The organism is Nocardioides pyridinolyticus (assembly GCF_054653575.1).
Window position 1 is genome coordinate 126,252 of record NZ_BAAIFY010000001.1, and the last position, 22,562, is coordinate 148,813.

Annotated in this window: 21 protein-coding genes; 14 read left to right on the forward strand and 7 right to left on the reverse strand. The window is 72.6% G+C overall.

The annotated features are described in order from the left end of the window. Positions 1-87 precede the first annotated feature (87 nt). Both ACYQ0U_RS00705 and ACYQ0U_RS00710 read left to right on the forward strand, forming a co-directional pair. Complete coding sequence (locus ACYQ0U_RS00705) at positions 88-2,295, forward strand: carbon starvation CstA family protein (RefSeq protein WP_459968340.1); 2,208 nt, start codon at positions 88-90, stop codon at positions 2,293-2,295. Beyond that, the gene (locus ACYQ0U_RS00710; protein WP_459968342.1) at positions 2,292-2,477 is read left to right on the forward strand and encodes a CstA-like transporter-associated (seleno)protein; all 186 of its coding nucleotides are present in this window, start codon (positions 2,292-2,294) and stop codon (positions 2,475-2,477) included. Before ACYQ0U_RS00705 ends, ACYQ0U_RS00710 begins: the two co-directional genes overlap by 4 nt. A gap of 39 nt (positions 2,478-2,516) precedes the next feature. On the opposite strand, the gene ACYQ0U_RS00715 is transcribed toward ACYQ0U_RS00710, so the two are convergent. The 3 genes from ACYQ0U_RS00715 to ACYQ0U_RS00725 form a co-directional block, all read right to left on the reverse strand. Continuing rightward, positions 2,517-3,881, reverse strand: a complete 1,365-nt coding sequence (locus tag ACYQ0U_RS00715; protein ID WP_459968343.1) for a hypothetical protein — start codon at positions 3,879-3,881, stop codon at positions 2,517-2,519. Beyond that, the gene (locus tag ACYQ0U_RS00720) at positions 3,874-4,368 is read right to left on the reverse strand and encodes an RNA polymerase sigma factor (protein ID WP_459968345.1); all 495 of its coding nucleotides are present in this window, start codon (positions 4,366-4,368) and stop codon (positions 3,874-3,876) included. The genes ACYQ0U_RS00715 and ACYQ0U_RS00720 overlap by 8 nt, the downstream gene beginning before the upstream one ends. A gap of 111 nt (positions 4,369-4,479) precedes the next feature. After that, positions 4,480-6,318: a hypothetical protein gene (locus ACYQ0U_RS00725; protein ID WP_459968347.1), complete on the reverse strand. Its 1,839-nt coding sequence runs from the start codon at positions 6,316-6,318 to the stop codon at positions 4,480-4,482. 93 nt (positions 6,319-6,411) lie between these two features. Here ACYQ0U_RS00725 and ACYQ0U_RS00730 point away from each other — a divergent pair, with 93 nt between their 5' ends. From ACYQ0U_RS00730 to ACYQ0U_RS00750, 5 genes are read left to right on the forward strand one after another with little or no spacing between them, the layout of a single operon-like run. Then, a complete protein-coding gene (locus ACYQ0U_RS00730; RefSeq protein WP_459968349.1) occupies positions 6,412-7,674 on the forward strand; it encodes a cell division protein PerM in 1,263 nt (420 codons plus the stop codon). Continuing rightward, complete coding sequence (gene purN, locus ACYQ0U_RS00735) at positions 7,671-8,279, forward strand: phosphoribosylglycinamide formyltransferase (protein ID WP_459968351.1); 609 nt, start codon at positions 7,671-7,673, stop codon at positions 8,277-8,279. Before ACYQ0U_RS00730 ends, purN begins: the two co-directional genes overlap by 4 nt. Further along, the gene (gene purH, locus ACYQ0U_RS00740) at positions 8,276-9,847 is read left to right on the forward strand and encodes a bifunctional phosphoribosylaminoimidazolecarboxamide formyltransferase/IMP cyclohydrolase (protein WP_459968354.1); all 1,572 of its coding nucleotides are present in this window, start codon (positions 8,276-8,278) and stop codon (positions 9,845-9,847) included. Before purN ends, purH begins: the two co-directional genes overlap by 4 nt. 24 nt (positions 9,848-9,871) lie before the next feature. Beyond that, the gene (locus ACYQ0U_RS00745; protein WP_459968356.1) at positions 9,872-10,717 is read left to right on the forward strand and encodes a bifunctional methylenetetrahydrofolate dehydrogenase/methenyltetrahydrofolate cyclohydrolase; all 846 of its coding nucleotides are present in this window, start codon (positions 9,872-9,874) and stop codon (positions 10,715-10,717) included. Beyond that, positions 10,714-11,055 (forward strand): DUF3017 domain-containing protein, encoded by a 342-nt coding sequence (locus ACYQ0U_RS00750; RefSeq protein ID WP_459968358.1) that lies wholly within the window; start codon positions 10,714-10,716, stop codon positions 11,053-11,055. Before ACYQ0U_RS00745 ends, ACYQ0U_RS00750 begins: the two co-directional genes overlap by 4 nt. A 52-nt stretch (positions 11,056-11,107) precedes the next feature. Here the strand turns inward: ACYQ0U_RS00750 and ACYQ0U_RS00755 are convergent, their stop codons facing one another. After that, positions 11,108-12,094 (reverse strand): malate dehydrogenase, encoded by a 987-nt coding sequence (locus ACYQ0U_RS00755; RefSeq protein WP_459968360.1) that lies wholly within the window; start codon positions 12,092-12,094, stop codon positions 11,108-11,110. Between the two features lie 78 nt (positions 12,095-12,172). On the opposite strand from ACYQ0U_RS00755, the gene ACYQ0U_RS00760 reads away from it, so the two are divergent. Then, on the forward strand, positions 12,173-12,832 hold the full coding sequence (locus ACYQ0U_RS00760) for a hypothetical protein (protein WP_459968361.1): 660 nt from the start codon (positions 12,173-12,175) through the stop codon (positions 12,830-12,832). A 3-nt stretch (positions 12,833-12,835) separates the two neighbouring features. Here the strand turns inward: ACYQ0U_RS00760 and ACYQ0U_RS00765 are convergent, their stop codons facing one another. Then, complete coding sequence (locus ACYQ0U_RS00765; protein WP_459968363.1) at positions 12,836-13,852, reverse strand: MIP family channel protein; 1,017 nt, start codon at positions 13,850-13,852, stop codon at positions 12,836-12,838. Between the two features lie 87 nt (positions 13,853-13,939). On the opposite strand from ACYQ0U_RS00765, the gene ACYQ0U_RS00770 reads away from it, so the two are divergent. Both ACYQ0U_RS00770 and ACYQ0U_RS00775 read left to right on the forward strand, forming a co-directional pair. Continuing rightward, positions 13,940-16,177 carry an NADP-dependent isocitrate dehydrogenase gene (locus ACYQ0U_RS00770; protein ID WP_459968365.1) on the forward strand — a complete coding sequence of 746 codons (2,238 nt, stop codon included), beginning with the start codon at positions 13,940-13,942 and terminating at the stop codon, positions 16,175-16,177. Positions 16,178-16,206: 29 nt separating this feature from the next. Beyond that, positions 16,207-16,614, forward strand: coding sequence for a hypothetical protein (locus ACYQ0U_RS00775; RefSeq protein ID WP_459968367.1), 408 nt, complete (start codon positions 16,207-16,209; stop codon positions 16,612-16,614). Positions 16,615-16,624: 10 nt separating this feature from the next. Here the strand turns inward: ACYQ0U_RS00775 and ACYQ0U_RS00780 are convergent, their stop codons facing one another. Continuing rightward, positions 16,625-17,386 (reverse strand): hypothetical protein, encoded by a 762-nt coding sequence (locus ACYQ0U_RS00780; protein ID WP_459968369.1) that lies wholly within the window; start codon positions 17,384-17,386, stop codon positions 16,625-16,627. A gap of 151 nt (positions 17,387-17,537) precedes the next feature. Here ACYQ0U_RS00780 and ACYQ0U_RS00785 point away from each other — a divergent pair, with 151 nt between their 5' ends. Next, positions 17,538-18,737 carry an MFS transporter gene (locus ACYQ0U_RS00785; protein ID WP_459968371.1) on the forward strand — a complete coding sequence of 400 codons (1,200 nt, stop codon included), beginning with the start codon at positions 17,538-17,540 and terminating at the stop codon, positions 18,735-18,737. Here ACYQ0U_RS00785 and ACYQ0U_RS00790 read toward each other — a convergent pair. Beyond that, positions 18,644-19,789 carry a GNAT family N-acetyltransferase gene (locus tag ACYQ0U_RS00790; protein WP_459968374.1) on the reverse strand — a complete coding sequence of 382 codons (1,146 nt, stop codon included), beginning with the start codon at positions 19,787-19,789 and terminating at the stop codon, positions 18,644-18,646. The genes ACYQ0U_RS00785 and ACYQ0U_RS00790 overlap by 94 nt on opposite strands. A gap of 66 nt (positions 19,790-19,855) precedes the next feature. On the opposite strand from ACYQ0U_RS00790, the gene trpS reads away from it, so the two are divergent. From trpS to ACYQ0U_RS00805, 3 genes are read left to right on the forward strand one after another with little or no spacing between them, the layout of a single operon-like run. Continuing rightward, entirely contained in the window at positions 19,856-20,914 is a 1,059-nt protein-coding gene (gene trpS, locus ACYQ0U_RS00795) for a tryptophan--tRNA ligase (RefSeq protein WP_459968376.1), read from the forward strand. 9 nt (positions 20,915-20,923) lie between these two features. Continuing rightward, positions 20,924-21,448 carry a 2'-5' RNA ligase family protein gene (locus tag ACYQ0U_RS00800; RefSeq protein ID WP_459968378.1) on the forward strand — a complete coding sequence of 175 codons (525 nt, stop codon included), beginning with the start codon at positions 20,924-20,926 and terminating at the stop codon, positions 21,446-21,448. Further along, positions 21,448-22,494, forward strand: coding sequence for a YihY/virulence factor BrkB family protein (locus ACYQ0U_RS00805; protein WP_459968380.1), 1,047 nt, complete (start codon positions 21,448-21,450; stop codon positions 22,492-22,494). Before ACYQ0U_RS00800 ends, ACYQ0U_RS00805 begins: the two co-directional genes overlap by 1 nt. Positions 22,495-22,562: the final 68 nt, after the last annotated feature.

The window sequence follows — 22,562 nt, forward strand, 5'->3', positions numbered from 1 at the left end:
CGGCACCGTCTGATGGGTCAGCGTCAACCGGTCTGGACCGGACCGGATATTGTGCCCGCCGTCACCCCACTCGGAGCGGAGGACCGCATGTCCACGTCCACCAGCGCTCGCCCGTCCGGCGAGCCCGTCAGCCCGCAACCCGGGACCGGCCGGAGCCCCTCGCCGAGGTCGATCGCCGCCTGGATCGCCGTCGCCCTCCTCGGAGCCGCCTCCTGGACCGTTCTGGCGCTCAGCCGCGGAGAGTCGGTCTCGGCGCTGTGGATCCTGTTCGCCGCGCTGTCGTCGTACCTGATCGCGTACCGCTTCTACTCCAGGTTCATCGCCCGCCGGGTGCTGAGGCTCGACGACACCCGCGCGACCCCGGCCGAGCGCCGCAGCGACGGGATCGACTTCGAGGTGACCGACCGCCGGGTGCTCTTCGGCCACCACTTCGCGGCCATCGCCGGCGCCGGCCCTCTGGTGGGCCCCGTCCTCGCCGCGCAGATGGGCTACCTGCCGGGGACGATCTGGATCATCCTCGGCGTCATCGCCGCGGGCGCCGTGCAGGACATGGTCGTCCTGTTCTTCTCCATGCGCCGCGACGGCAAGAGCCTGGGTCAGATGATCCGCGAGGAGATCGGCGTGGTCGGCGGCACGGCCGCCCTGATCGCGGTGTTCGCCATCATGATCATCATCCTGGCCGTGCTCGCGCTGGTCGTGGTCAACGCGCTGGCCGAGTCGCCCTGGGGCGTCTTCTCGATCGGCCTGACCATCCCGATAGCGCTCTTCATGGGCTTCTACCTGCGCTACCTGCGCCCCGGCCGGGTCCTGGAGGTCACAGCGATCGGCGTCGTTCTGCTGCTCCTCGCCATCGTCGGGGGCGGGTACGTCGAGGCCTGGGGCCTCGCCGACACCCTGACCATGTCGAAGGAGACGTTGACGATCGCGCTGGTCGTCTACGGCTTCGTGGCTTCGATCCTCCCAGTCTGGATGCTGCTGACTCCGCGTGACTACCTGTCGACCTTCATGAAGATCGGCGTGATCGTGCTGCTCGCCGTCGGGCTGCTGCTCGCCCGGCCAGTGCTCGAGAACGAGGCCGTGACATCGTTCGCGACCGCGGGCGACGGCCCGGTCTTCGCCGGCAAGCTCTTCCCGTTCCTCTTCATCACCATCGCCTGCGGCGCGCTCTCCGGCTTCCACGCATTGATCTCCTCCGGCACCACCCCGAAGATGCTCGCCAAGGAGAGCCATGTCCGGATGATCGGCTACGGCGGCATGTTGATGGAGTCCTTCGTCGCCATCTCCGCGCTGATCGCCGCCTGCGTCATCGACCAGGGCCTGTACTTCTCGATGAACGCGCCCGCCGGTGTGACCGGCGGGACGATCGACGGGGCGGTGAGCTTCGTCAACGGACTCGGCTTCTCGCTCACCCCCGAGCAGCTCCAGGCGGCGACTGACTCCGTCCAGGAGACTCTCGTCTCTCGCACCGGTGGCGCACCGACCCTCGCCTTCGGCATCTCGCTCATCTTCAGCGAGGCGTTCGGCGGCAACCTGGCGGCGTTCTGGTACCACTTCGCGATCATGTTCGAGGCGCTGTTCATCCTCACCGCCGTCGACGCCGGCACCCGGGTCGGCCGGTTCATGCTGCAGGACACGGTCGGCAACGTCTGGAAGCGCTTCGGCGACACCACCTGGAGGCCTGCCTCCTGGCTCGCGTCCGCCGCAGTGGTCGGCTGCTGGGGCTACATGCTGTATGTCGGCGTCACCGACCCGCTGGGCGGGATCAACCAGCTCTTCCCGCTGTTCGGCATCGCCAACCAGTTGCTCGCCGCGATCGCGCTCACCCTGTGCGTCACGCTGTTCCTCAAGCACGGCTGGTTGCGCTGGGTGTGGGTGCCGGCGGTGCCGCTGGTCTGGGACCTCGTGGTCACCATGACCGCCAGCTATCAGAAGGTGTTCTCCGACAACCCCGCCATCGGCTACTTCGCCCAGGCCGACAAGTACCGCACGGCCCGCGACGCGGGCGAGGTGCTGGCGCCGGCGACCGACGCCTCGCAGATGGACACGGTGATCACCAACTCCACGGTCAACGGCGTCCTGCAGGCGAGCTTCGCGGTGCTGGCGATCGTGATCGTCGCCAACGCCGCGGTGATCTGGGTGCGCGCGGTGCGCGCCGGCTCGCTGCCGACCACGGAGGTACCCGCGACGCCGTCGCAGATCGTGGCGCCCGCCGACTTCATCGCGACCCGCGAGGAGAAGGCCGCAGTCGCCGCCTGGGAGGCCGAGCGGAGCGAGACGGTGAGGGCCGGGAGGTGAGTCCCGTACGACGGGCCGTCGCAGGTGTGCGCTGGTACCTGCGTGAGTTGAGCGGCGAGGCGAAGTGGGACGCCTACCTCGAGCGCTGCGAGCGCGCGGGCGTCGTGCCGATCGGCCGGCGCGAGTTCGAGCGCCATCGCGACGGCCACCGGGAGAGGGCGACCCAGGGCCGCTGCTGCTGAACGCGCCCGCCTGTCAGCACGGCCCGGAGGGGGACTAACTCAGCTCATCTCGTCGACGACCGACTGCGTGTTCTCCAGGTACATCGCGGGCCGAGAAGGGTCGAACGGCTGGGTGTCGTTGTTGACCAGGGTGAACAGCACGGCCTGGCCGACCCGGGTGAGCGCGACCACCTGGTAGCTGACGCCCGGCTCCCCGTCGACCTCGACCCGCACGACCGACACCGCGCTCGCGTCCCCGAGGTCGGGCCGGGTGACCTCATAGAGCTTGCTGACACCACGGTCGTCGGTGTCCTCCGGGCAGGCGGCGAACGGGGCGACCGTGCCGTCGACGTACGCCTGGGCGTGCGCGACCGAGGCGAAGGTCATCAGCTGGCGCAGGATGCCCTCGGCGGGGCTGCGGTAGCCCGCGTAGAGCGTGTCGACCGGCTCCGGTCGCCCGGTGGGGGCGACGCCGCAGGCCTGGACGGCGTTCTCCACGTTGTAGGGCGCGAGGTCGAGGTCGTGGCTCGGACCCTCCAGACCGACCGCGCCGTTCGCCTGGCTGGTGGGCAGACCGCGCTCGAGCGGGAAGTCGTCCGGGATCGCGCCGGTCAGCCCGGTGGGCTCGTCGACGGCCTCAGAAGGCTCCTCAGCGGCGCAGCCGTCCACGGAGAAGACGCACAGCTGGTCGACGACCGGGGCGGAGTTGCGCAGGAGGGAGCCGACCGTGTTGGCCTGCTCCTCGCTTGCGGAGCTGAACGTCGTGGCCAGGTAGAGCGCGTTGCCGACCCGCACCGCTTGGAAGCCGGTCGTGTCGTGGAGGAAGTCGCCGTCCGCGACCTCGTTCCTCCAGAGGAACGCGTCCTCGGCGCCGGGCACCGGCAGGTCCCTCGACTCGGTGTTCACCAACCGCCCGTCGCGTGGACAGTCGAGGACCCCCCGGCGCAGGTCGTCCAGCGCGGCCCGGGCCGCGGCCTCGTCGGCGTAGACCGCGAGCGTGCGGCCGGTGCCGCCCTCCGAGCCGGGCTCGGCCCAGTGCGCCCCGGCGACGTCGGTGGTCCCGCTCGTCGAGTACACCTCCTCGCCGCACACGCGCACGTCGTCGACGACGCTCTCGTCGCGGACGTCGAAGGCGAACGTGGCGGTGTCGGGCAGCGCGCCGAGGTCGAAGTCGGGCGGGATCGTCTGCGTCCAGCCGCCCGGCGGCTGCGGGGCGGGCTGGACCGAGTCGGAGTCGCTGCCGCCGGCCGCCAGCGCGAACGGCGCCGCGATGATCGCGACGACGGCGAGGCCGCCGACGGTCGCGAGCGCGTTGTTGCGCCGCCGGATGCGGTTGCCGCGGCGGCGTACCTCCGCGGCGGGGAGCGGGTTCATGGCGGGTCCTGGGAGGGAGAAGTTCTCCAGCTCGTCGATCGGGTCAGGCATGGCTGAGTCCTTCCTCGTCCGCGAGCAGCGCCGCGAGGGCGGCGCGACCGCGGCTGAGCCGGGCCTTGATGGTTCCTTCGGGGACGCCGACCTCGCGGGCGACGTCGTGGACGGGGAGGTCGGCGATGTGGTGCAGCACCAACGCCTGCCGCTGCGCTTCGGGGAGCTGCTTGAGGGCGGCGACCAGCGCGACGTGGGCCTCGCTGGGTGCCGCGGCCTCGGTCCGAGCGCCGACCGCCCGGTCCACCGGTCGCCGGCCGCGCACGGTACGCCGCCAGCGGCTCACCGCGAGCCGGTATGCCGTCGTGCGGACCCAGGCCTCGGGATGCTCGGCCCGGTCCAGCTTGCGCCGGTGTGCCCAGGCGCGGGCGAACGCCTCCTGGACGCACTCCTGTGCCTCGTCGCGGTTGCCGATCATGGCGTAGACCTGTCCCGTGATCCGCTGGAACGACGCGGCGTAGAAGTCGTCGAACTCGGCTTCGTCCATCGACCTCTTCCCGTCTCGTGTGGGCCCACCGGAAGTCGGCGGGTCGCGAGGGATACGCCCGGTCCGCGCACACGGTTGCACGGACGGGCCGGGAATTTCCGCAGGCGGACGCTAGCGGGGTGCGGGCATCGCCGGCAGGCGGTCGAGCGCGCGCTCGACGACCCACAGGAAGTCGCCGTCGGCGAAGGTCACCTGGGGGGCGGGGACGAATCCGATCTGGGCGACGGAGGTGCCGTCGCGCACGACGCCCATGAGGTAGTCGACCGAGGCGTTGTCGCTGATCTCGGTGGTGACGTGCCAGACGGCGAGGTCCCGCCGCTTCTCGTCGAGCTGGCGTACCGGGCTCACCTCCGTGCCCATGCTCCTGTCGGCGCAGCGGGCCAGCTTGCCGCGGATCTCCTCGATGAACGCGTCCGCCTGCCGGGCGGTCGGGAGCGACGCCACGGTCTGGGTCAGCCCGAACTGGGCGGGCAGGTCGGCGCCGGGGATGAGGAAGGTGCGGGTGACGTCGTTGGAGATCGGCTTGCGTGCGAAGTCGGTCCGGTCGCAGCCGGTGGCGGCGGCGTTCGTCCGCGCCACCCGCGGCTCGGTGCCGACCCACGGCCGCTTGACGCCGGTGACCGACGGGAGGTCGATCTCGGCCAGCATCGCGGGCACGGAGGCGGCCGGCACGAGGCTGGTCTCGCCCAGCCGCGGCGTGGTGACGCACGCGCCGGCGTCCTCGAGCGCGCAGAGCCCGGACACGGCGTCGGCGAGGAGCCGGGCGGACTTCGGCGACCGGGGCTGCGCGCCGGCGGGGAAGCGGCTGAACGTCGTGGTCGTGTAGAGGCCGGTGCGGGCGATGCCCGCCACCAGGGTCGAGCCGTCGCCCTCGAAGGTCCGGACGGTCACGAGCGCGGCGTCGTCGCCGACCCCGCTGACCGGGCGCGTGTCGAGCAGGAGCGCGCGCTCGTCGTTGCAGGTGGCGAACCAGTCCAGGGCCGTCCGGTAGCCCCGCTTGGCGGCCTTCTCGCTCGCCGAGGCCTGCGCGCTCTGGACGACCTGGGTGGTGTCGGCCCGCTTGCGCCGGGCGGGCTGGAAGTCCCGGACCAGTGCTGCGGTGCCCTTGGCGTCGGCGAACCGGGCGTCCTGGCAGGCCATCACCAGGCCGGATCCGCCCGTGTTGTCGTGGGTGCGGACCGTGACCCAGGACGTGCCCGGGGTCGTGTTCGCGACCTGGGCCTCGTCCAGCAGCGCGGTCTCGGGCAGGTCGACCGGCTCGGGGGTCGGCCGGTCGGAAGGCTGGGCGGCGCTGACGCGCTGGCCGTTGAGCGTCGGGCGTACGCCGGCGCCGTCGCTCACGAGGGTCCCGGTGACCACGAGCGCGGCGACCGTCCCGAGCACGCCGACCACCGTGTGCGTCCGGCGGCGGGCGGCCCCGGCGCGACGCACGATCGTGGACCGCGGCCAGCGGGGCCCGCCCTCGAGGTGGGCGGCCACCGGCTCGAACATCGCGCGGATGTCGGTCGTGGGCACCTCGCGGGCCATCGCGAACTGCGCCGTCGCGGTCTGGAGCTCGCGCTCGGTGTCGGTGCGGGGGAGTCCGACCTCTCGCGCGATCTCGGCGAGCGAGGCCCGGGTCAGATGCGTGAGCAGCAGCACGCGGCGCTGGGTCATCGGCAGCTTGCCGAGCGCGTCCAGCGTGGCGCGGACCCCGGGGTCGAGGTCCTTCTCGCGGTGCCACAGCTTCGCGGTGTGGCGGCGCTGGGCGCGGCCGCACGCGCGCACCCGGGCCCACGCCTCGGGGTCCTCCAGCCGGGAGACCTTGCGCCAGTGGTGCCACGTGGCGACGAAGGCGTCGCGGACCGCGTTGCGAGATGCCGGGAGGTCGCCCGTGAGGCAGTACGTCAGCAGCAGCAGTCGGCCGCGGACGTCTTGGTAGAACTGGTCGAACTCGTCGGGGTCCTTCATCGCGCCGTCCACGGTAACCGGAACGGGTCAAGAGGGCCGAACCGGCGTGTGCGCCCGGATCCGGGCCGGACGCCGGGTGATGATGACCGGGCCATGACTTCCCTGCTGCCCGGCCCGGCCTCCGCTCAGGCGGCGGACCGGGCCGACGCGCGCCACCGCCGCCCGCTCGTGCTCGTCGCGCTCCTCGGCGGCACGGCCGCGGCGCTGGCGACGCTTCTGGTGTGCCTGGCGGCCGGGGTCGTGGGCTGGTTCCTCACCGATGCGGGCGTCCACGGAACCCCACGTGACGGACTGCGTGTGGGAGCGCTCGGGTGGTTGCTGGCCCACGGCTCCGGGCTGCACGTCGACGGCGTCGCGGTCACCGTCGTGCCGCTCGGCCTCACCGCGCTGGCCGCCTGGGCGGTCTGGCGGCTCGGCCACCGGGTCGGGGACTCGATCTCGGGGCACGGTCCGGACGCCGAGCGGATCGCCGACGGCGAGCGCGACTGGACGGTCCCGACGGCGACCCTCGCCTTCACCGCCGGGTACGTCGCCGTGGCGATCCTCACGCTCCGGCTGGCCGGCACCCCGGGCACCGCGCCGTCGCTGGCGCGGGTGCTGCTCTGGTCGCTGGTGCTCTGCCTCACCTTCGGCCTCGCGGCGATCTCGACCGGCTCCGGCCGCGCCGCGATCTGGGCGGCGACGCTCCCGCCCTCGGTCCGCGCCTCGGCCGTCACCTCCCTGCGCGTGCTCGGCGCCTACCTCGTCGTCGCCAGCGCCTTCTTGGTCGGCGCGCTGGTGGTCGACTTCGATACCGCGGTGAACGTCATGTCCCGGCTGCACACCGACGCCGGCGACGCCACGATCTACACCGTGCTCAGCGCGACCGTGCTGCCGAACGCCACGATCTTCTCCGCGAGCTACCTGCTCGGCCCGGGCTTCGCCGTCGGCCTCGACACCCTGGTCTCGCCCACGCTGGTCTCGCTCGGCCCCCTGCCGATGTTCCCGCTGCTCGCCGCACTGCCCGACGCCGGGCCGACGCCGGCCTGGACGGCGTACGTCGTCGGCCTCGCGCCGGTCGTCGCCGCGCTGGCCGCGGCCCGCGCGCAGCGCCGCAGCCCCACGCTGCGGTGGGACGAGGGCGCGCTCCGTGGCTGTGCCGGCGGCGTGCTGGCCGGCGTGCTCCTCGGCCTGCTCGCGGCCGTCGCGGGCGGCTCGGTCGGCCCGGGCCGGATGACCGAGGTCGGGCCGTTCGCGTTCGACGTGATGGTGCACGCGATCACGGCGTTCGGCGTGGGCGGTCTGGTCGGTGGCGTTCTCATGACCTGGTGGCAGCGGCGGGTCGCTCGGAGGGCATCTCTAGACTCCCTCGGGTGAGCACCCGCCTCGTCGTCCTCGTCTCGGGCTCGGGGACCAACCTCCAGGCACTCCTCGACGCCTGCGAGGACCCGGCGTACGGCGCCCGCGTGGTCGCCGTGGGCGCCGACCGCGACGACATCGAGGGCCTCGCCCGCGCCGAGCGGGCCGGCGTGCCGACGTTCGTGAAGAAGGTCGGTCAGTTCACCACCCGCGAGCACTGGGACCGCGCGCTCGCCGACACCGTCGCGGCCTTCGAGCCCGACCTGGTCGTGCTCGCCGGCTTCATGAAGCTCGTCGGCGCGGAGTTCCTCGACCGTTTCGGCGGCCGGGTCGTCAACACCCACCCGGCCCTGTCGCCGTCGTTCCCCGGCATGCGCGGGCCCGCGGACGCGCTGGAGTACGGCGTCAAGGTGACCGGCTGCACGCTGTTCGTCGTCGACGCGGGCGTCGACACCGGCCCGATCGTCGCGCAGCAGGCGGTCCCCGTCGAGGACGACGACACCGTCGACACGCTGCACGAGCGGATCAAGGTGGCCGAGCGGGCGATGCTCGTCGGCGCCGTGGGCCGGATGGCCCGAGAAGGCTTCACGATCACCGACAGGAAGGTCCGGTTCGGACGATGACCACCCCCCAGGATGTCCGCGTTCCGGTCAGGCGCGCGCTCGTCTCCGTGTACGACAAGAGCGGCCTGGAGGACCTGGTCCGCGGCCTGCACGAGGCGGGGGTGGCGCTGGTGTCCACCGGCGGCTCCGCCGCCCTCATCGACGGGCTGGGCCTCCCGGTCACCCGGGTCGAGGACCTCACCGGCTTCCCGGAGTGCCTCGACGGCCGGGTCAAGACGCTGCACCCCCGCGTCCACGCCGGCATCCTCGCCGACCGCCGGCTCGACTCCCACGTCCAGCAGCTCGCCGACCTCGAGGTCGAGCCGTTCGACCTGGTCGTGGTCAACCTCTACCCCTTCCGGCAGACCGTCGCCTCGGGGGCCAGCCCCGACGAGTGCGTCGAGCAGATCGACATCGGCGGCCCCTCGATGGTCCGCGCGGCCGCCAAGAACCACCCGTCGGTCGCCGTCGTCACCTCGCCCGAGCGGTACGCCGACGTGCTGGCCGCCACCGCGGCCGGCGGCTTCACCCTCGACCAGCGCAAGGCGCTGGCCGCCGAGGCGTTCACCCACACGGCGTCCTACGACGTGGCGGTCGCGAACTGGTTCGCCTCCTCCTACGTCCCCGCCGAGGACGGCTGGCCGGCGTTCGCCGGTGAGACGTGGGAGAAGGCCGCGGTGCTGCGCTACGGCGAGAACCCGCACCAGGGCGCCGCGCTCTACACCGACTCCTCGGGCGGCTCCGGCGGGCTCGCGGGCGCGGAGCAGCTGCACGGCAAGGAGATGTCCTACAACAACTACGTCGACACCGACGCGGCCCGCCGCGCGGCGTACGACTTCGACCAGCCGGCGGTCGCGATCATCAAGCACGCCAACCCGTGCGGCATCGCCGTCGGTGCGGACGTCGCCGAGGCGCACCGCAAGGCCCACGAGTGCGACCCGGTGTCGGCGTTCGGCGGCGTGATCGCGGTCAACCGCCCCGTCTCCGTCGCGATGGCCGAGCAGGTCGCCGAGGTGTTCACCGAGGTGATCGTCGCGCCGGGCTACGAGGACGGCGCCGTCGAGGTGCTCCAGGGCAAGAAGAACATCCGCATCCTCGTGTGCCCCGACCCGGCCGGCGACCGGCCCGCCGAGCTGCGACAGGTCAGTGGCGGCGTACTCGTGCAGATGACCGACCACGTCGACGCCGACGGCGACGACCCGTCGACCTGGACCCTCGCCGCCGGCGAGCCCGCCTCGCCGGAGCTGCTCGCGGACCTCGCGTTCGCGTGGACCGCCTGCCGCGCGGTGAAGTCGAACGCCATCCTGCTTGCGCAGGACGGCGCCTCGGTCGGCATCGGCATGGGCCAGGTCAACCGGGTCGACTCCTGCCGGCTCGCGGTCTCGCGGGCGGGGGAGCGGGCCGCCGGCTCGGTCGCCGCGTCCGACGCGTTCTTCCCGTTCGAGGACGGCCCGCAGATCCTCATCGACGCCGGCGTGACCGCGATCGTGCAGCCGGGCGGCTCGGTCCGCGACGAGCTGACCATCGAGGCGGCGAAGGCGGCCGGGCTGACGATGTACTTCACGGGCACCCGGCACTTCTTCCACTGAGCCTCGATCGGACAGGATGACCCCGTGACTGCACAGAAGCTGGACGGCACCACGACCCTCAAGGCGATCAAGGCCGACCTGACCGAGCGGGTGGCGAAGCTGCGCGCGCAGGGCGTCGTTCCCGGCCTCGGCACGGTGCTCGTGGGCGACGACCCGGGCTCGCACTGGTACGTCTCGGCCAAGCACAAGGACTGCGCCGAGATCGGCATCGCCTCGATCCGCGTCGACCTGCCCGCGACCGCGACCCAGGCCGAGGTCGAGGCGGAGATCGACCGCCTCAACGAGGACCCGGCGTGCACCGGGTTCATCGTCCAGCAGCCGACCGGTCTCGACGAGTTCCGGCTGCTGTCGCGGGTCGCGCCGGACAAGGACGTCGACGGCCTGCACCCGACCAACCTCGGCAAGCTGGTGCTCGGGGAGTCCGGCCCGCTGCCGTGCACGCCGATCGGCTGCATCGAGCTGCTGCGCCGCCACGGCGTCGAGCTGAACGGCGCGGAGGTCGTCGTCGTCGGCCGCGGCATCACCGTCGGCCGGCCGATGGGCCTGCTGCTCACGCGCCGCAGCGAGAACTCCACCGTGACGCTGTGCCACACCGGCACCCGCGACCTCGCCGCGCACACGCGCACCGCCGACGTGATCGTCGCCGCGGCCGGCGTGCCCAGCATCATCCGGGGTGACATGGTCAAGCCCGGCGCGGCCGTGCTCGACGTGGGCGTCTCCCGCGTCGACGGCAAGATCGCCGGCGACGTCGACCCGGACGTCTGGGACGTCGCGGGCTGGGTCTCGCCCAACCCGGGCGGGGTGGGCCCGATGACCCGCGCGATGCTGCTCTCGAACATCGTCTCCGCGGCCGAGCAGTCGGTGGCGTGACCGAGGAGCCGGAGGAGCAGGAGCCCGTCTCGGCCGAGCCCGTCGAGGAGGATGACGAGGGGCGTCGCTATCCCTCGACGATCGGCGGCGCGTTCTACCTGGTCGTGATCGCCGTCGTGGCGATCGGCCTCGGCATCGTCACGACCGGCAACTGGCGCGCGGGCGTGCAGTGGTTCGGCGGCGCGCTGGTCCTGGCGGCCCTCGCCCGTGCGGTGCTGCCGGCCCGCGACGCCGGCATGCTCGCCGTACGCAAGCGGTGGTGGGACTGTCTCCTGCTGGCCGGGACGGGTGCGGCCCTGATCTTCCTCGCGGTCACGATCCCCGACCAACCGCTCTAGAAATGCCGAGTCGGCGCAGTCTCAGCTGAGACTGCGCCGACTCGGCGTGGAATCAGATGAGGCCGAGCTCCTTCACGGCCTCGCGCTCCTCGGCGAGCTCCGCGGTGGAGGCGTCGATGCGGGCGCGCGAGAAGTCGTCGATCTCGAGGCCCTGGACGATCTCCCAGCCGCCGTCCTTCGTCGTGACCGGGAACGACGAGATCAGGCCCTCCGGGACGCCGTAGGAGCCGTCGGAGACGACCGCCATCGAGACCCAGTCGCCCTCGGGGGAGCCGAGCAGCCAGTCGCGGGCGGCGTCGACGGTGGCCGACGCGGCCGAGGCGGCCGAGGAGGAGCCGCGCGCCTCGATGATCGCGGCGCCGCGCTTGGCGACGGTCGGGATGAAGGTCTCCTCGATCCAGGCCTGGTCGTCCACGACCTCGGCGGCGTTCTTGCCGCCGATCTCGGCGTGGAAGATGTCGGGGTACTGGGTCGCGGAGTGGTTGCCCCAGATCGTCATCTTCTTGATGTCGGTGACGGCGGCGCCGGTCTTGGCGGCGAGCTGCGAGATCGCGCGGTTGTGGTCGAGGCGGGTCAGCGCCGAGAACCGCTCCTGCGGGATGTCGGGGGCGTTGGTCATCGCGATGAGCGCGTTGGTGTTGGCCGGGTTGCCGGTGACGCCGATGCGGATGTCGTCGGCGGCGACCTTGTTCAGCGCCTTGCCCTGGGCGGTGAAGATCGCGCCGTTCGCGGAGAGCAGGTCGCCGCGCTCCATGCCGGCGGTGCGCGGGCGGGCGCCGACGAGCAGGGCCAGGTTGGCGCCGTCGAAGATGGTCTCGGGGTCGTCGCCGATCTCGACACCGGCGAGGTTCGGGAACGCGCAGTCGTCGAGCTCCATCACGACACCCTCGAGCGCCTTGAGCGCCGGGGTGATCTCGAGCAGCCGGAGCTCGATCGGGCGGTCGCCCAGGAGCGAGCCGCTCGCGAGGCGGAACAGCAGGCTGTAGCCGATCTGGCCGGCGGCGCCGGTGACGGCGACCTTCAACGGGGTAGAGCTCACGACGACTCCTCGATCACGGTCTTGTGTTGTCGGCTCCCGACGCTAGCAGCGCTGGTGCGGGCTGCGATGCTGGGGTCCATGGCCATGTCCATGTACATGAGCAGGCCGGTGTGGGTGGCGGTCGTCGCGCTCGTGGCGCTGCTCCACCTCACCGCGTGCGGCACCGCGTCGGCGCCCAGCCCGCCCGCGGGCGTCGACGAGCTGGTCGTCCCGACCCCGAGCCCCGACCCCGACGACTACGTCGCCGACGTCGACAACCCGTGGTTCACCCTCCGGCCCGGGACCCACTCGTCCTGGGTGGTCGTGGACGGCCGCGGGCGGCACCGGGTCGACGTCACCGTCGAGCACGCCGCCCCGATCGGGGGCGTCCCGGTGACCGCGCGGTTCACGACCGGGGGCGCCGGCGAGGTGGTGGACCTCTACGCGCAGGACGTCGAGGGCAACGTGTGGTGGTTCGGCCGCGAGGGGGAGTGGGTCGCCGGTACCGGTGGCGCCGAGGCCGGCCTGGCGATGCCCGCGCACCCGCGGGTCGGCGACGGCTACCGCTCGGCGTACGCCGAGGGCGTGGTCGAGGACCGCGTCACCGTGATGTCCCTCGAGGAGGACGAGCTCGTCACCGAGGTCCGCTCGGACCTCGAGCCGGGCGCGGTCACCACGCTGACCTACCTGCGCGGGACCGGCCCGATCCGGCTCGACCGGGCCGGGAGCGACGACCGCGTGGAGCGGCTGGCCCCGTAGCGGCTACTGCGGCGGGCGGATCTGGGTCTGCTCGCCGGGGAGCTCCGGCTCGGGCTCCGGCTCGGCGGCCGCGGCCTGCTCCTGGGCGGCCTGCTGGGCCCGCCACTGCTCCGGCGTCTGCCCGACCGGGTGCCACGACTGGCCGACCGGGTCCCACTGCCAGCCGTCCTGGACGATCGGCGCGATGCCGTAGGTGGCGGTGGTGGAGGTGGTCTCCTCGTTCCACTGCTGCTGGTACTGGTCGGGCCCGACGACGGCCGTGACCCGCTGCGGCATCGACCAGCCGGAGCCCGGGACCGGGTCGCCGGAGCGGCCGAAGAACAGCGGGTAGGCGATGCCCGCGATGGCGGCACCGGCCAGCGGAGCCAGGATGAAGAGCCAGAGCTGGACGATCGCGTCCCCGCCGGCGAAGAGCGCCGGACCGATCGAGCGGGCCGGGTTGACCGACGCGCCGGTCGCCGGGATCGCCACGAAGTAGATCGCGGCCAGCGTGAGGCCGATCGCCAGGGGCGCCAGGGCCGGGTGCTCGAAGCGCTCGTCGGTGACCGCCAGGACGACCGTCACGAAGAGCATCGTCATCACGAGCTCGAGGAGGAACGCCGCCCACGCGGCGTAGTCGCCGGGGCTCTGGTCGCCGAAGAAGTTCTGCCCCATGCCGCCCTCGGCGTCGAAGCCGGAGAACCCCTGCATGAGCAGGAACAGCACCAGCGCGCCGAGGAAGGCGCCGGCGACCTGGGCGAGCGCATAGAAGGCCGCGTGGACCCACGAGAGGCGGCCACCGACGGCCGCGCCGAGGGAGACCGCGGGGTTGAAGTGGGCGCCGGAGACCCGCCCGAACGCGTAGGCCATGACCGCCACGGCGAGACCGAAGGCCAGGCCGACCGTCGTCACCGTCGTCGAGGTGCCGACCTCACCGGCGTACACCATGGAACCGCAGCCGAAGAGGACCAGGACGAAGGTCCCGAGCACCTCGGCGGTGAGCTTCTGCTGGAGGCCCGGGAGGGCGGTTTGCTCTGCCATGGGACGACTCTATGGTGAGTGGGTCCCCGAGCCTCAGGTATCTTGACGTCGAGGTATTTCCCCGAGCCCCCTCAGGAGTGGCGCAGCATGGCCAAGATCATCTACACCCACACCGACGAGGCGCCGCTGCTGGCGACCTACTCGTTCCTGCCGATCGTCCAGGCGTACGCCGCGAAGGCGGGCGTGGAGGTGGAGACCCGCGACATCTCGGTCGCGGCGCGCATCCTCAGCGCTTTCGGGCTCGCCGACGACGCGTTGGGTGAGCTCGGCGAGCTGGCCAAGACCCCCGAGGCCAACATCATCAAGCTCCCGAACATCTCGGCCTCGGTCCCGCAGCTCAAGGCCGCGATCAAGGAGCTCCAGGAGCAGGGCTTCGACCTGCCGGCGTACCCGGAGAGCCCCTCGACCGACGAGGAGAAGGAGATCCGGGCCAAGTACGACAAGGTCAAGGGCTCCGCGGTCAACCCGGTCCTGCGCGAGGGCAACTCCGACCGCCGCGCGCCCGCGTCGGTCAAGAACTACGCGAAGGCCCACCCGCACCGCATGGGGAAGTGGACGCCCGACTCCAAGACCAACGTCGCCACGATGGGTGAGCACGACTTCCGCTCCAACGAGAAGTCCGTGGTCATCCCGGCGGACGACACCCTGACGATCAAGCACGTCGGCGCCGACGGCACCGAGACCGTGCTCAAGGACGGCGTCAAGGTGCTGGCCGGCGAGGTCGTCGACGGCACGTTCATGGACGTCGCCGCGCTGCGCCGCTTCCTCACCGAGCAGGTGGCCCGCGCCAAGGCCGAGGACGTGCTGTTCTCGGTGCACCTCAAGGCGACGATGATGAAGGTCTCTGACCCGATCATCTTCGGCCACGTCGTGCAGGCGTTCTTCCCGACGCTCTTCGAGCAGTACGGCGACCAGCTGCGCGCCGCGGGCATCTCCCCGAACGACGGCCTCGGTGGCCTGCTCAGCGCCGCCGCCGAGCTCCCCGAGGGCGACGCGATCAAGGCCGCGGTCGACGCCGGCCTGGCCGACGGCCCCCGGATGGCGATGGTCGACTCCGACCGGGGCATCACCAACCTGCACGTGCCCTCCGACGTCATCATCGACGCCTCGATGCCGGCGATGATCCGCACCAGCGGCCACATGTGGGGCCCCGACGGCAACGAGGACGACACCCTCGCGGTCATCCCGGACTCCTCCTACGCCGGCGTCTACCAGACCGTCATCGACGACTGCCGCGCGAACGGCGCCTTCGACCCGGCGACGATGGGCTCGGTGCCCAACGTCGGCCTGATGGCCCAGGCGGCCGAGGAGTACGGCTCGCACGACAAGACCTTCGAGATCCCGGCCGCGGGCACCGTCCAGGTCGTCAACGGCGCCGGCGACGTGCTCATCGAGCACGAGGTCCAGCCGGGCGACATCTGGCGCGCCTGCCAGACCAAGGACGCCCCGATCCGCGACTGGGTCAAGCTCGCCGTCACCCGCGCCCGCGCGACCGGCGCCCCCGCGGTGTTCTGGCTCGACGAGACCCGCGCGCACGACGCGAACCTCATCGCGAAGGTGAAGGAGTACCTGGCCGAGCACGACACCGACGGCCTGACCATCGAGATCCTCGCGCCGGCCGAGGCGACGGCGTACTCCCTCGAGCGGATCCGCCGGGGCGAGGACACCATCTCGGTCACCGGCAACGTGCTGCGCGACTACAACACCGACCTGTTCCCGATCCTCGAGCTCGGCACGTCGGCCAAGATGCTGTCGGTCGTCCCGCTGATGAACGGCGGCGGCCTGTTCGAGACCGGCGCCGGCGGCTCCGCCCCGAAGCACGTGCAGCAGCTGGTCAAGGAGAACTACCTGCGCTGGGACAGCCTGGGCGAGTTCTTCGCGCTCGTGCCGTCGCTCGAGCTGTACGCCGAGCAGGCGGACGACCCGGCGGCCACGGTGCTCGCCGGTGCGCTGGACCGGGCCACGGAGACCTTCCTCAACGAGGACAAGTCCCCCACCCGTCGCGTCGGCGGCATCGACAACCGTGGCTCGCACTTCTACCTGGCGCTCTACTGGGCCCAGGAGATGGCGAACCAGTCCGAGGACGCCGAGCTCGCGGCGGCGTTCAAGCCGCTCGCCGACGCCCTGGCCGCGAACGAGGACAAGATCGTCGCCGAGCTCATCGCCGTCCAGGGCTCGCCCGTGGACATCGGCGGCTACTACCGCCCCGACGAGCAGAAGGCGTCGCAGGTCATGCGCCCGTCGGCCACGCTGAACGAGGCCATCGCGAGCCTGCGACCGAGCAGGGACCGGAGTTCGACCGCTGGTCGCGGCCGGACGCGCTGAGCAAGCGGGGCTACGTCCTCGCGATCCTCGTGCCCGTCCTGGTCGCGGCCGCGGGCTTCGGCATCGTGTCGCTCGTCTCGGCCGGGGAGGAGTCGGGGAGCGGGACCACGGTCCGGCTCCCGGTCTCCGGCTGGGCGGGCGACGCCGGCGACGGTGCGGCTCTCGAGGGCGTGCTCGCCCTCGACGAGGACCGGTGCGTCTACCTCGACACCGACCGGGGTGACGTCGTCCCCGTCTGGCCGGCGGGCTACCACGCCACGCTCGACCACAACCGGCTCCGGCTCTTCGACGGCGACGACGACGAGGTCGCCCGGGACGGCGACCGGGTCCGGGTCGGCGGCGGCTCGATCCCGGCCGGCACCTTCTCGTCCGAGCCGTGCGTCCCCGACACCGGCGAGGTCTTCGCGGTGCAGTCCGACGTCACCGTCCTGGAGTGACCCGGGCAGGTCACGACCCGTCGCCGCCCCCGCCGTCGAAGCCGCCGACGTCGAAGCCGCCGACGTCGAAGCCGCCGACGTCGAAGCCGCCGCCGTGCCCGCCGTCCGGCCCGGACCAGGAGTCGGGCACCGCCGGCGGCTGGAACGCCCACGTCATGACGGCGGCGCTCGCGAAGTACCCCTCGCCGTAGGGCTGGTAGGCGCCGCCGGCCTCCCAGTACGGCACCCGCCGCGACCGGATCGTGACCGTGCGGACCTCGGGGTCCTCGTGCGCGGCCACGCGCGCGGCGTCCTGGGCGCAGGCGGGCACCCGGCGGGTCCCGCCTCCGCGACCCGGCGTCCACATCACGTCCGTGACCGACGGGCCGTGCTGCGGGTTGAAGAAGCATGGCACCCGTCGCTCCGGCACGGGCCGTCCCTGGACCCGGGCCTGCACGCACGCCAGCGCGTACCGGCCGATCGCCAGGGTGTCGACGACCTTGCTGACCTCGTCCGGGGCGGCGATGCGCGGCGCCGCTCGGCCGGCGGACTCGTAGGCGTCGAGAGCCGTCTGGTAGTCCACGCGGGCCGCGTCGTCGAGCGGCCGCCCGGCGACCTCGGCGTCGAGCCGGCGCAGCTGCTCACCCAGGACCGTCACGTCCTCCTCGGCCAGCCGGCGCACGCCCTCGAGCTCGGCCCGCGACTCGGCTGCGTCGGCGCGCCGGCTCCGCCAGCGTCGACCGACCCACCCGGAACCGCCGGCGACCGCCAGCGCGAGCAGCACCCACTCCATCGCGAACTCCTTCAGCGCGGGTCTGCAGGCTACCCCGACGCGGCGGCGCCCGACCGGCCCCGGCGCGCCGGGGGGAGGCGTCGCGGAATAGGTGCTGGACCGGTCAAGTTGGAGACTGGTGTCCTCCGTCGACCGCCACCGGAAGAGCTCCATGACGATCACCGCCCCCAGCCCGACCGCGCCGTCGACCAGGGCCAGCCACTTCACGCTGGCCGTGCTCGCGCTGGCGCTCGGCGGGTTCGCGATCGGCACGACCGAGTTCGTGACGATGGGGCTGCTGCCGCAGATCGCGGAGGGCGTCGGCGTCACGATCCCGCAGGCGGGGCACGTCATCTCCGCCTACGCCCTCGGCGTGGTCGTCGGGGCTCCGGTGATCGCGGTCTTCGGCGCGAAGCTGCCCCGGCGGGCCCTGCTGATCTGGCTGATGGTGGCGTACGGCGTCTTCAACGTCCTCAGCGCGCTGGCGTCGGGCTACGGCGTGCTGTTCGTGGCCCGCTTCCTCGACGGCCTCCCGCACGGCGCCTACTTCGGCGTCGCCAGCCTCGTGGCCGCCAGCCTGGCGCCGGAGGGCCGCAAGGGCCGGGCCGTCGCCAGCGTGATGCTCGGCCTCTCGGTGGCCAACGTGGTCGGCGTCCCGGCCGCGACCTGGCTCGGCCAGCAGGTCGGCTGGCGTGCGGCGTACCTCGCCGCCGGCGTGATCGCGGTCGCCGCGGCCGCGATGATCCTCGCGTTCGTGCCGAGCTGCCCCGGCAACCCGGAGGCGACCGGCCGCAAGGAGCTGCTGTTCTTCCGCAACGGACAGGCGATGCTCACGCTGCTCGCCGGTGCCGTCGGCTTCGGCGGCCTGTTCGCGGTCTACTCCTACATCGCGCCGACCGTCACCGACGTCGGCGGGCTGAGCGAGTCCGCGGTCCCGCTGTTCACCGCCGCCTTCGGCGTCGGCATGGTGGCCGGCACCTGGCTGGCCGGCCGGCTCGCGGAGTGGTCGGTCTTCCGGACGTTGATCCTCTCCGGCATCGCGTCCGGCCTGGTCCTGGTGCTCTTCTGGGCGGTCGCGCCCTACGGCTGGGTGCTGCTGCCGGTGGTCTTCCTGGTCACCGCGACCGGGTCGGTGCTGGTCGTGAACCTCCAGCTCCGCCTGATGACGGTGTCGGGCGAGGCCCAGACGCTCGGCGCGGCGATGAACCACGCCTCGCTCAACGTCGCCAACGCCCTCGGCGCGTGGCTCGGCGGCGTCGTCATCGCGGCGCGCTACGGCTACCGGTCGCCCGCCCTCGTCGGTGCGCTGCTGTCGGTGGCCGGCATCGGCGTGCTGCTCTGGTCGGCCCACTCCGCGCGCAGCAGGTCGTAGCCGACGAGGTCGGCCGGGGCGCCGTCGCCGGTGCGCGCCGCCCGGCGCAGTACGCCGACCCGCTGCATGCCGAGCCGCTCCAGCACCTTCCAGGACGCGAGGTTGCCGGCCGCCGCGTAGCCCGCGAGCCGGTCCACGCCGAGCGTCCCGAACGCGTGGCCGGTGGCCAGCGCCGCGGCCCGGACCGTGAGCCCGCGGCCGCGCGCCTCGGGGTGGGTCCAGTAGCCGACCTCGGGGTCGCCGTCGATCCGGTAGATCCCGACCACGCCGAGCAGCCGGTCGTCGTCGGCGGTGCACCACGCCCAGGTGAGCGTCGACCCCGCCGCGAGCCGCTCGGTGACCTGCTCGAGGTAGCGCCGGCCGGCGGCCTCGTCGGGGTCGCGCGGCAGGAACGAGAGCCAGTGCTGCGTCTCCGCGTCGCCGAGGCCCTCGACGATCCGGGGCAGGTCGGCCGCGGTGAACGGCCGCAGCCGCACGCCCCCGCCCTCGACGACCGGGTTCTCCAGCCACGTCGTGCGCGGCTCGCGGGGGTCGTCGCGCAGCAGCGTGCCGACCCACACGTCGTGGAGCTCGCCGCGCTGCGGCGACCACTGCCGGATCGTGCCCTCGATGGTGAAGCCGAGCTTCCACGCGAGCCGCCGGGACGCCCAGTTGCCGACGTGGGCTCGCCAGGAGACCGTGCGCAGGCCCCGGTCGGCGAAGCCCCACTCCAGCAGCAGGCGAACGCCGCGCTCGACGTATCCGGTCCCGCGGGCCCACGGGTGCGACCCGAAGCCGAGGTCGGCCCGGTCGGCGCCCTGGGGGCGGAGGTCGACCGACCCGGCGAACCGGCCCTCGGCCTCGAGGGCGAAGCTCCAGCTCGTGCCGTCGGCCCAGCCGCGCGGCACCAGCTCGCCGACGTACTGCTCGGCGTCGGAGAGCGCGTACGGGACCGGGACGACCGTCCAGCGCTGGGACTCGGGATCCTGCGACTGCTCGAGCACGGCGGGCACGTCGGCGGGGCGGTGCGCACGCAGCGTGACGACGCCGTCGGTGAGTGTGGGAGCCAGCACACCGAGACCCTAGGGGCCGCGACCCGGGTACCCGAAACAGCACCTCGATGAGCCACAATGACCCGCATGTCCACCACGACCGCACCCGAGGTCTCGACCGCCCAGCAGGGCGCCGGGACGGCCCGCCCGCGGGTGCTCTCCGGGATCCAGCCGACCGCCGACTCGTTCCACTTCGGCAACTACCTCGGCGCGCTGCGGCAGTGGGTGGATCTCCAGGAGGACTACCAGCCGTTCTTCTTCATCGCCGACCTGCACGCGATCACCGTCGAGCAGGACCCGAAGGTGCTCCGCGAGCGCACGCTGCGCGCCGCCGCCCAGCTGCTCGCGGCGGGCGTGGACCCGGCGCGGTCGGCCATCTTCGTCCAGAGCCAGGTGCCCGAGCACGCCCAGCTCGGCTGGGTGCTCCAGTGCCTCACCGGCTTCGGCGAGGCCCGCCGGATGACCCAGTTCAAGGACAAGTCCGCGAAGGGCGGCGAGGGCGCGGCCAGCGTCGGCCTGTTCACCTACCCGATCCTCCAGGCGGCCGACATCCTGCTCTACCGCCCGCACTATGTCCCGGTCGGCGAGGACCAGCGCCAGCACCTCGAGCTGACCCGCGACCTCGCCCAGCGCTTCAACAGCCGCTACAAGAAGACCTTCCGCCTGCCCGAGCCGTACATCCTCAAGGCGACCGCGAAGATCACCGACCTCCAGGACCCGACCGCCAAGATGTCGAAGTCCGCGTCGTCGCCGTCCGGCATCGTGGAGATGCTCGACGACCCGTCGGTCTCGGCGAAGAAGATCCGGTCCGCGGTCACCGACTCCGGCTCCGAGATCCGCTTCGACGCCGAGGCGAAGCCGGGCGTGAGCAACCTGCTCACGATCTACTCCGCGCTCACCGGTCGCGCGATCAGCGACCTCGAGGCCGAGTACGCGGGCCGGGGCTACGGCGACCTCAAGAAGGACCTCGCGGAGGTCGTGGTCGAGTTCGTGACGCCGTTCCGCGAGCGCACCCTCGAGCTCCTCGAGGACCAGTCCTACCTCCTCGGCGTGCTGAAGGCCGGCGCCGAGCAGGCCGGCGAGGTCGCCCGGGGGACCCTCCGCGACGTCTACCAGCGGGTCGGCTTCGTGGCCGCGGGTCAGTAAGGTCGTCGCGTGCCCACCATTGGCGTAGCCGTCGCGATCCCGGAGCCCTGGGCGACCGAGCTCCAGGACTACCGCACCTCGGTCGGGGACACCACTGCGGCGATGATCCCCACGCACATCACGCTCGTGCCGCCGACCGAGATCGACGCCGTCCACCTGGCCGAGGTCGAGAAGCACCTCGAGGAGGCGGCGGCCGAGGTCGAGCACTTCTGCGTCCACCTGCGCGGGACGGGCACCTTCCGGCCGGTCTCGCCGGTGGTCTTCGTGACCCTGGTCGAGGGCATCTCCCAGTGCGAGCAGCTGGCGAAGTCGCTGCGTCGGGGCCCGCTCGACGTGGACCTCCAGTACCCGTACCACCCGCACGTCACCATCGCGCACCACCTCGGCGACGAGCAGCTCGACCGGGCCTTCGCGGAGCTCGCCGACTTCGAGTGCGAGTTCGACGTCGACGGCTTCCACCTCTACGTCCACGAGGACGAGACCGGCTGGCGGCCCACGCGCGACTTCCCGCTCCAGGCGGCGACGGCCGACTGATGCCGGCACTCGTCGAGCGGGTCCGGGGATGGGTCGACGAGGTACGCCGTCGCCGACCGCTGCTCGACCACCTCGTGCGGATGCAGGAGCACTACGGCGCGGTGAAGGCCGGCCAGCAGGCCGGTGCGGTGACCTACTTCGCGTTCCTGTCGTTCTTCCCGATCCTCGCCCTCGCCTTCTTCGTCGTCGGCTGGGTCTCCCGGGTGTACGCCGACGCGCGGGGCTCCCTCCGGGAGGTCCTCAACGCGGTGATGCCGGGCCTGGTCGGGCCCGACGAGGGCCAGATCCGCATCGATCAGATCGAGCAGGCCGCGGCGACCCTCGGGATCGTGGGTGCCGTGCTGCTGCTCTACTCCGGCCTGGGCTGGCTCTCGGCGATGCGCGATGCGCTCGTGGTCGTCTTCGAGATGCCCGCCTTCGAGCAGCCCAACTTCGTCTACGGCAAGCTCCGCGACCTGGTCACGCTCGTCGTCATCGGCGTGGTGCTCTTCGTCGCGGTCGGCGTGGCCGGCGTCGTCGGCGGCTTCTCCGGCGACCTGCTCGGCTGGCTCGGGCTCGACGAGGGCACCGCCTGGCTGGTGACCGCGCTGAGCATCGCGCTCGGGTTCCTCGCCAACATGCTGCTGTTCTTCGCGATGTTCGAGCTGCTCGCCCACCCCCACACGCCGCGCGGCTCGCTGTGGACCGGGGCGGCCCTCGGCGGCGTCGCGTTCGAGGTCCTCAAGCAGGCCTCCGGGCTGCTGTTCCGGGTCACCCAGGGCAACCCGGCCTTCCAGGCCTTCGGGATCGCGCTGATCGTGCTGGTCTGGATCAACTACTTCTCCCGGGTCGTCCTCTACGCCGCGGCCTTCGCACACACCTCGCTGGCCGCCCGGGCGGCCCGCCCCGAGCCGGGGGAGGCCCCGGTGCAGGGTCCGCCGTCGCCGCCGGTCTGGCGGCGCCCGACCGAGCCGGACGGGCCGGCCTGGGCGCCGGCGTACCTCGCCGGGGCGCTCAGCACGCTCGGGGCGATGGCGCTCGTGAAGCGGCTGACCAGGCGCGGCTGAGACCGGCGCAACCAATCCCGCCTCTCGCGCGTCTACAGGCCATAGCATCCGAGAGAGGTCTCGGGACA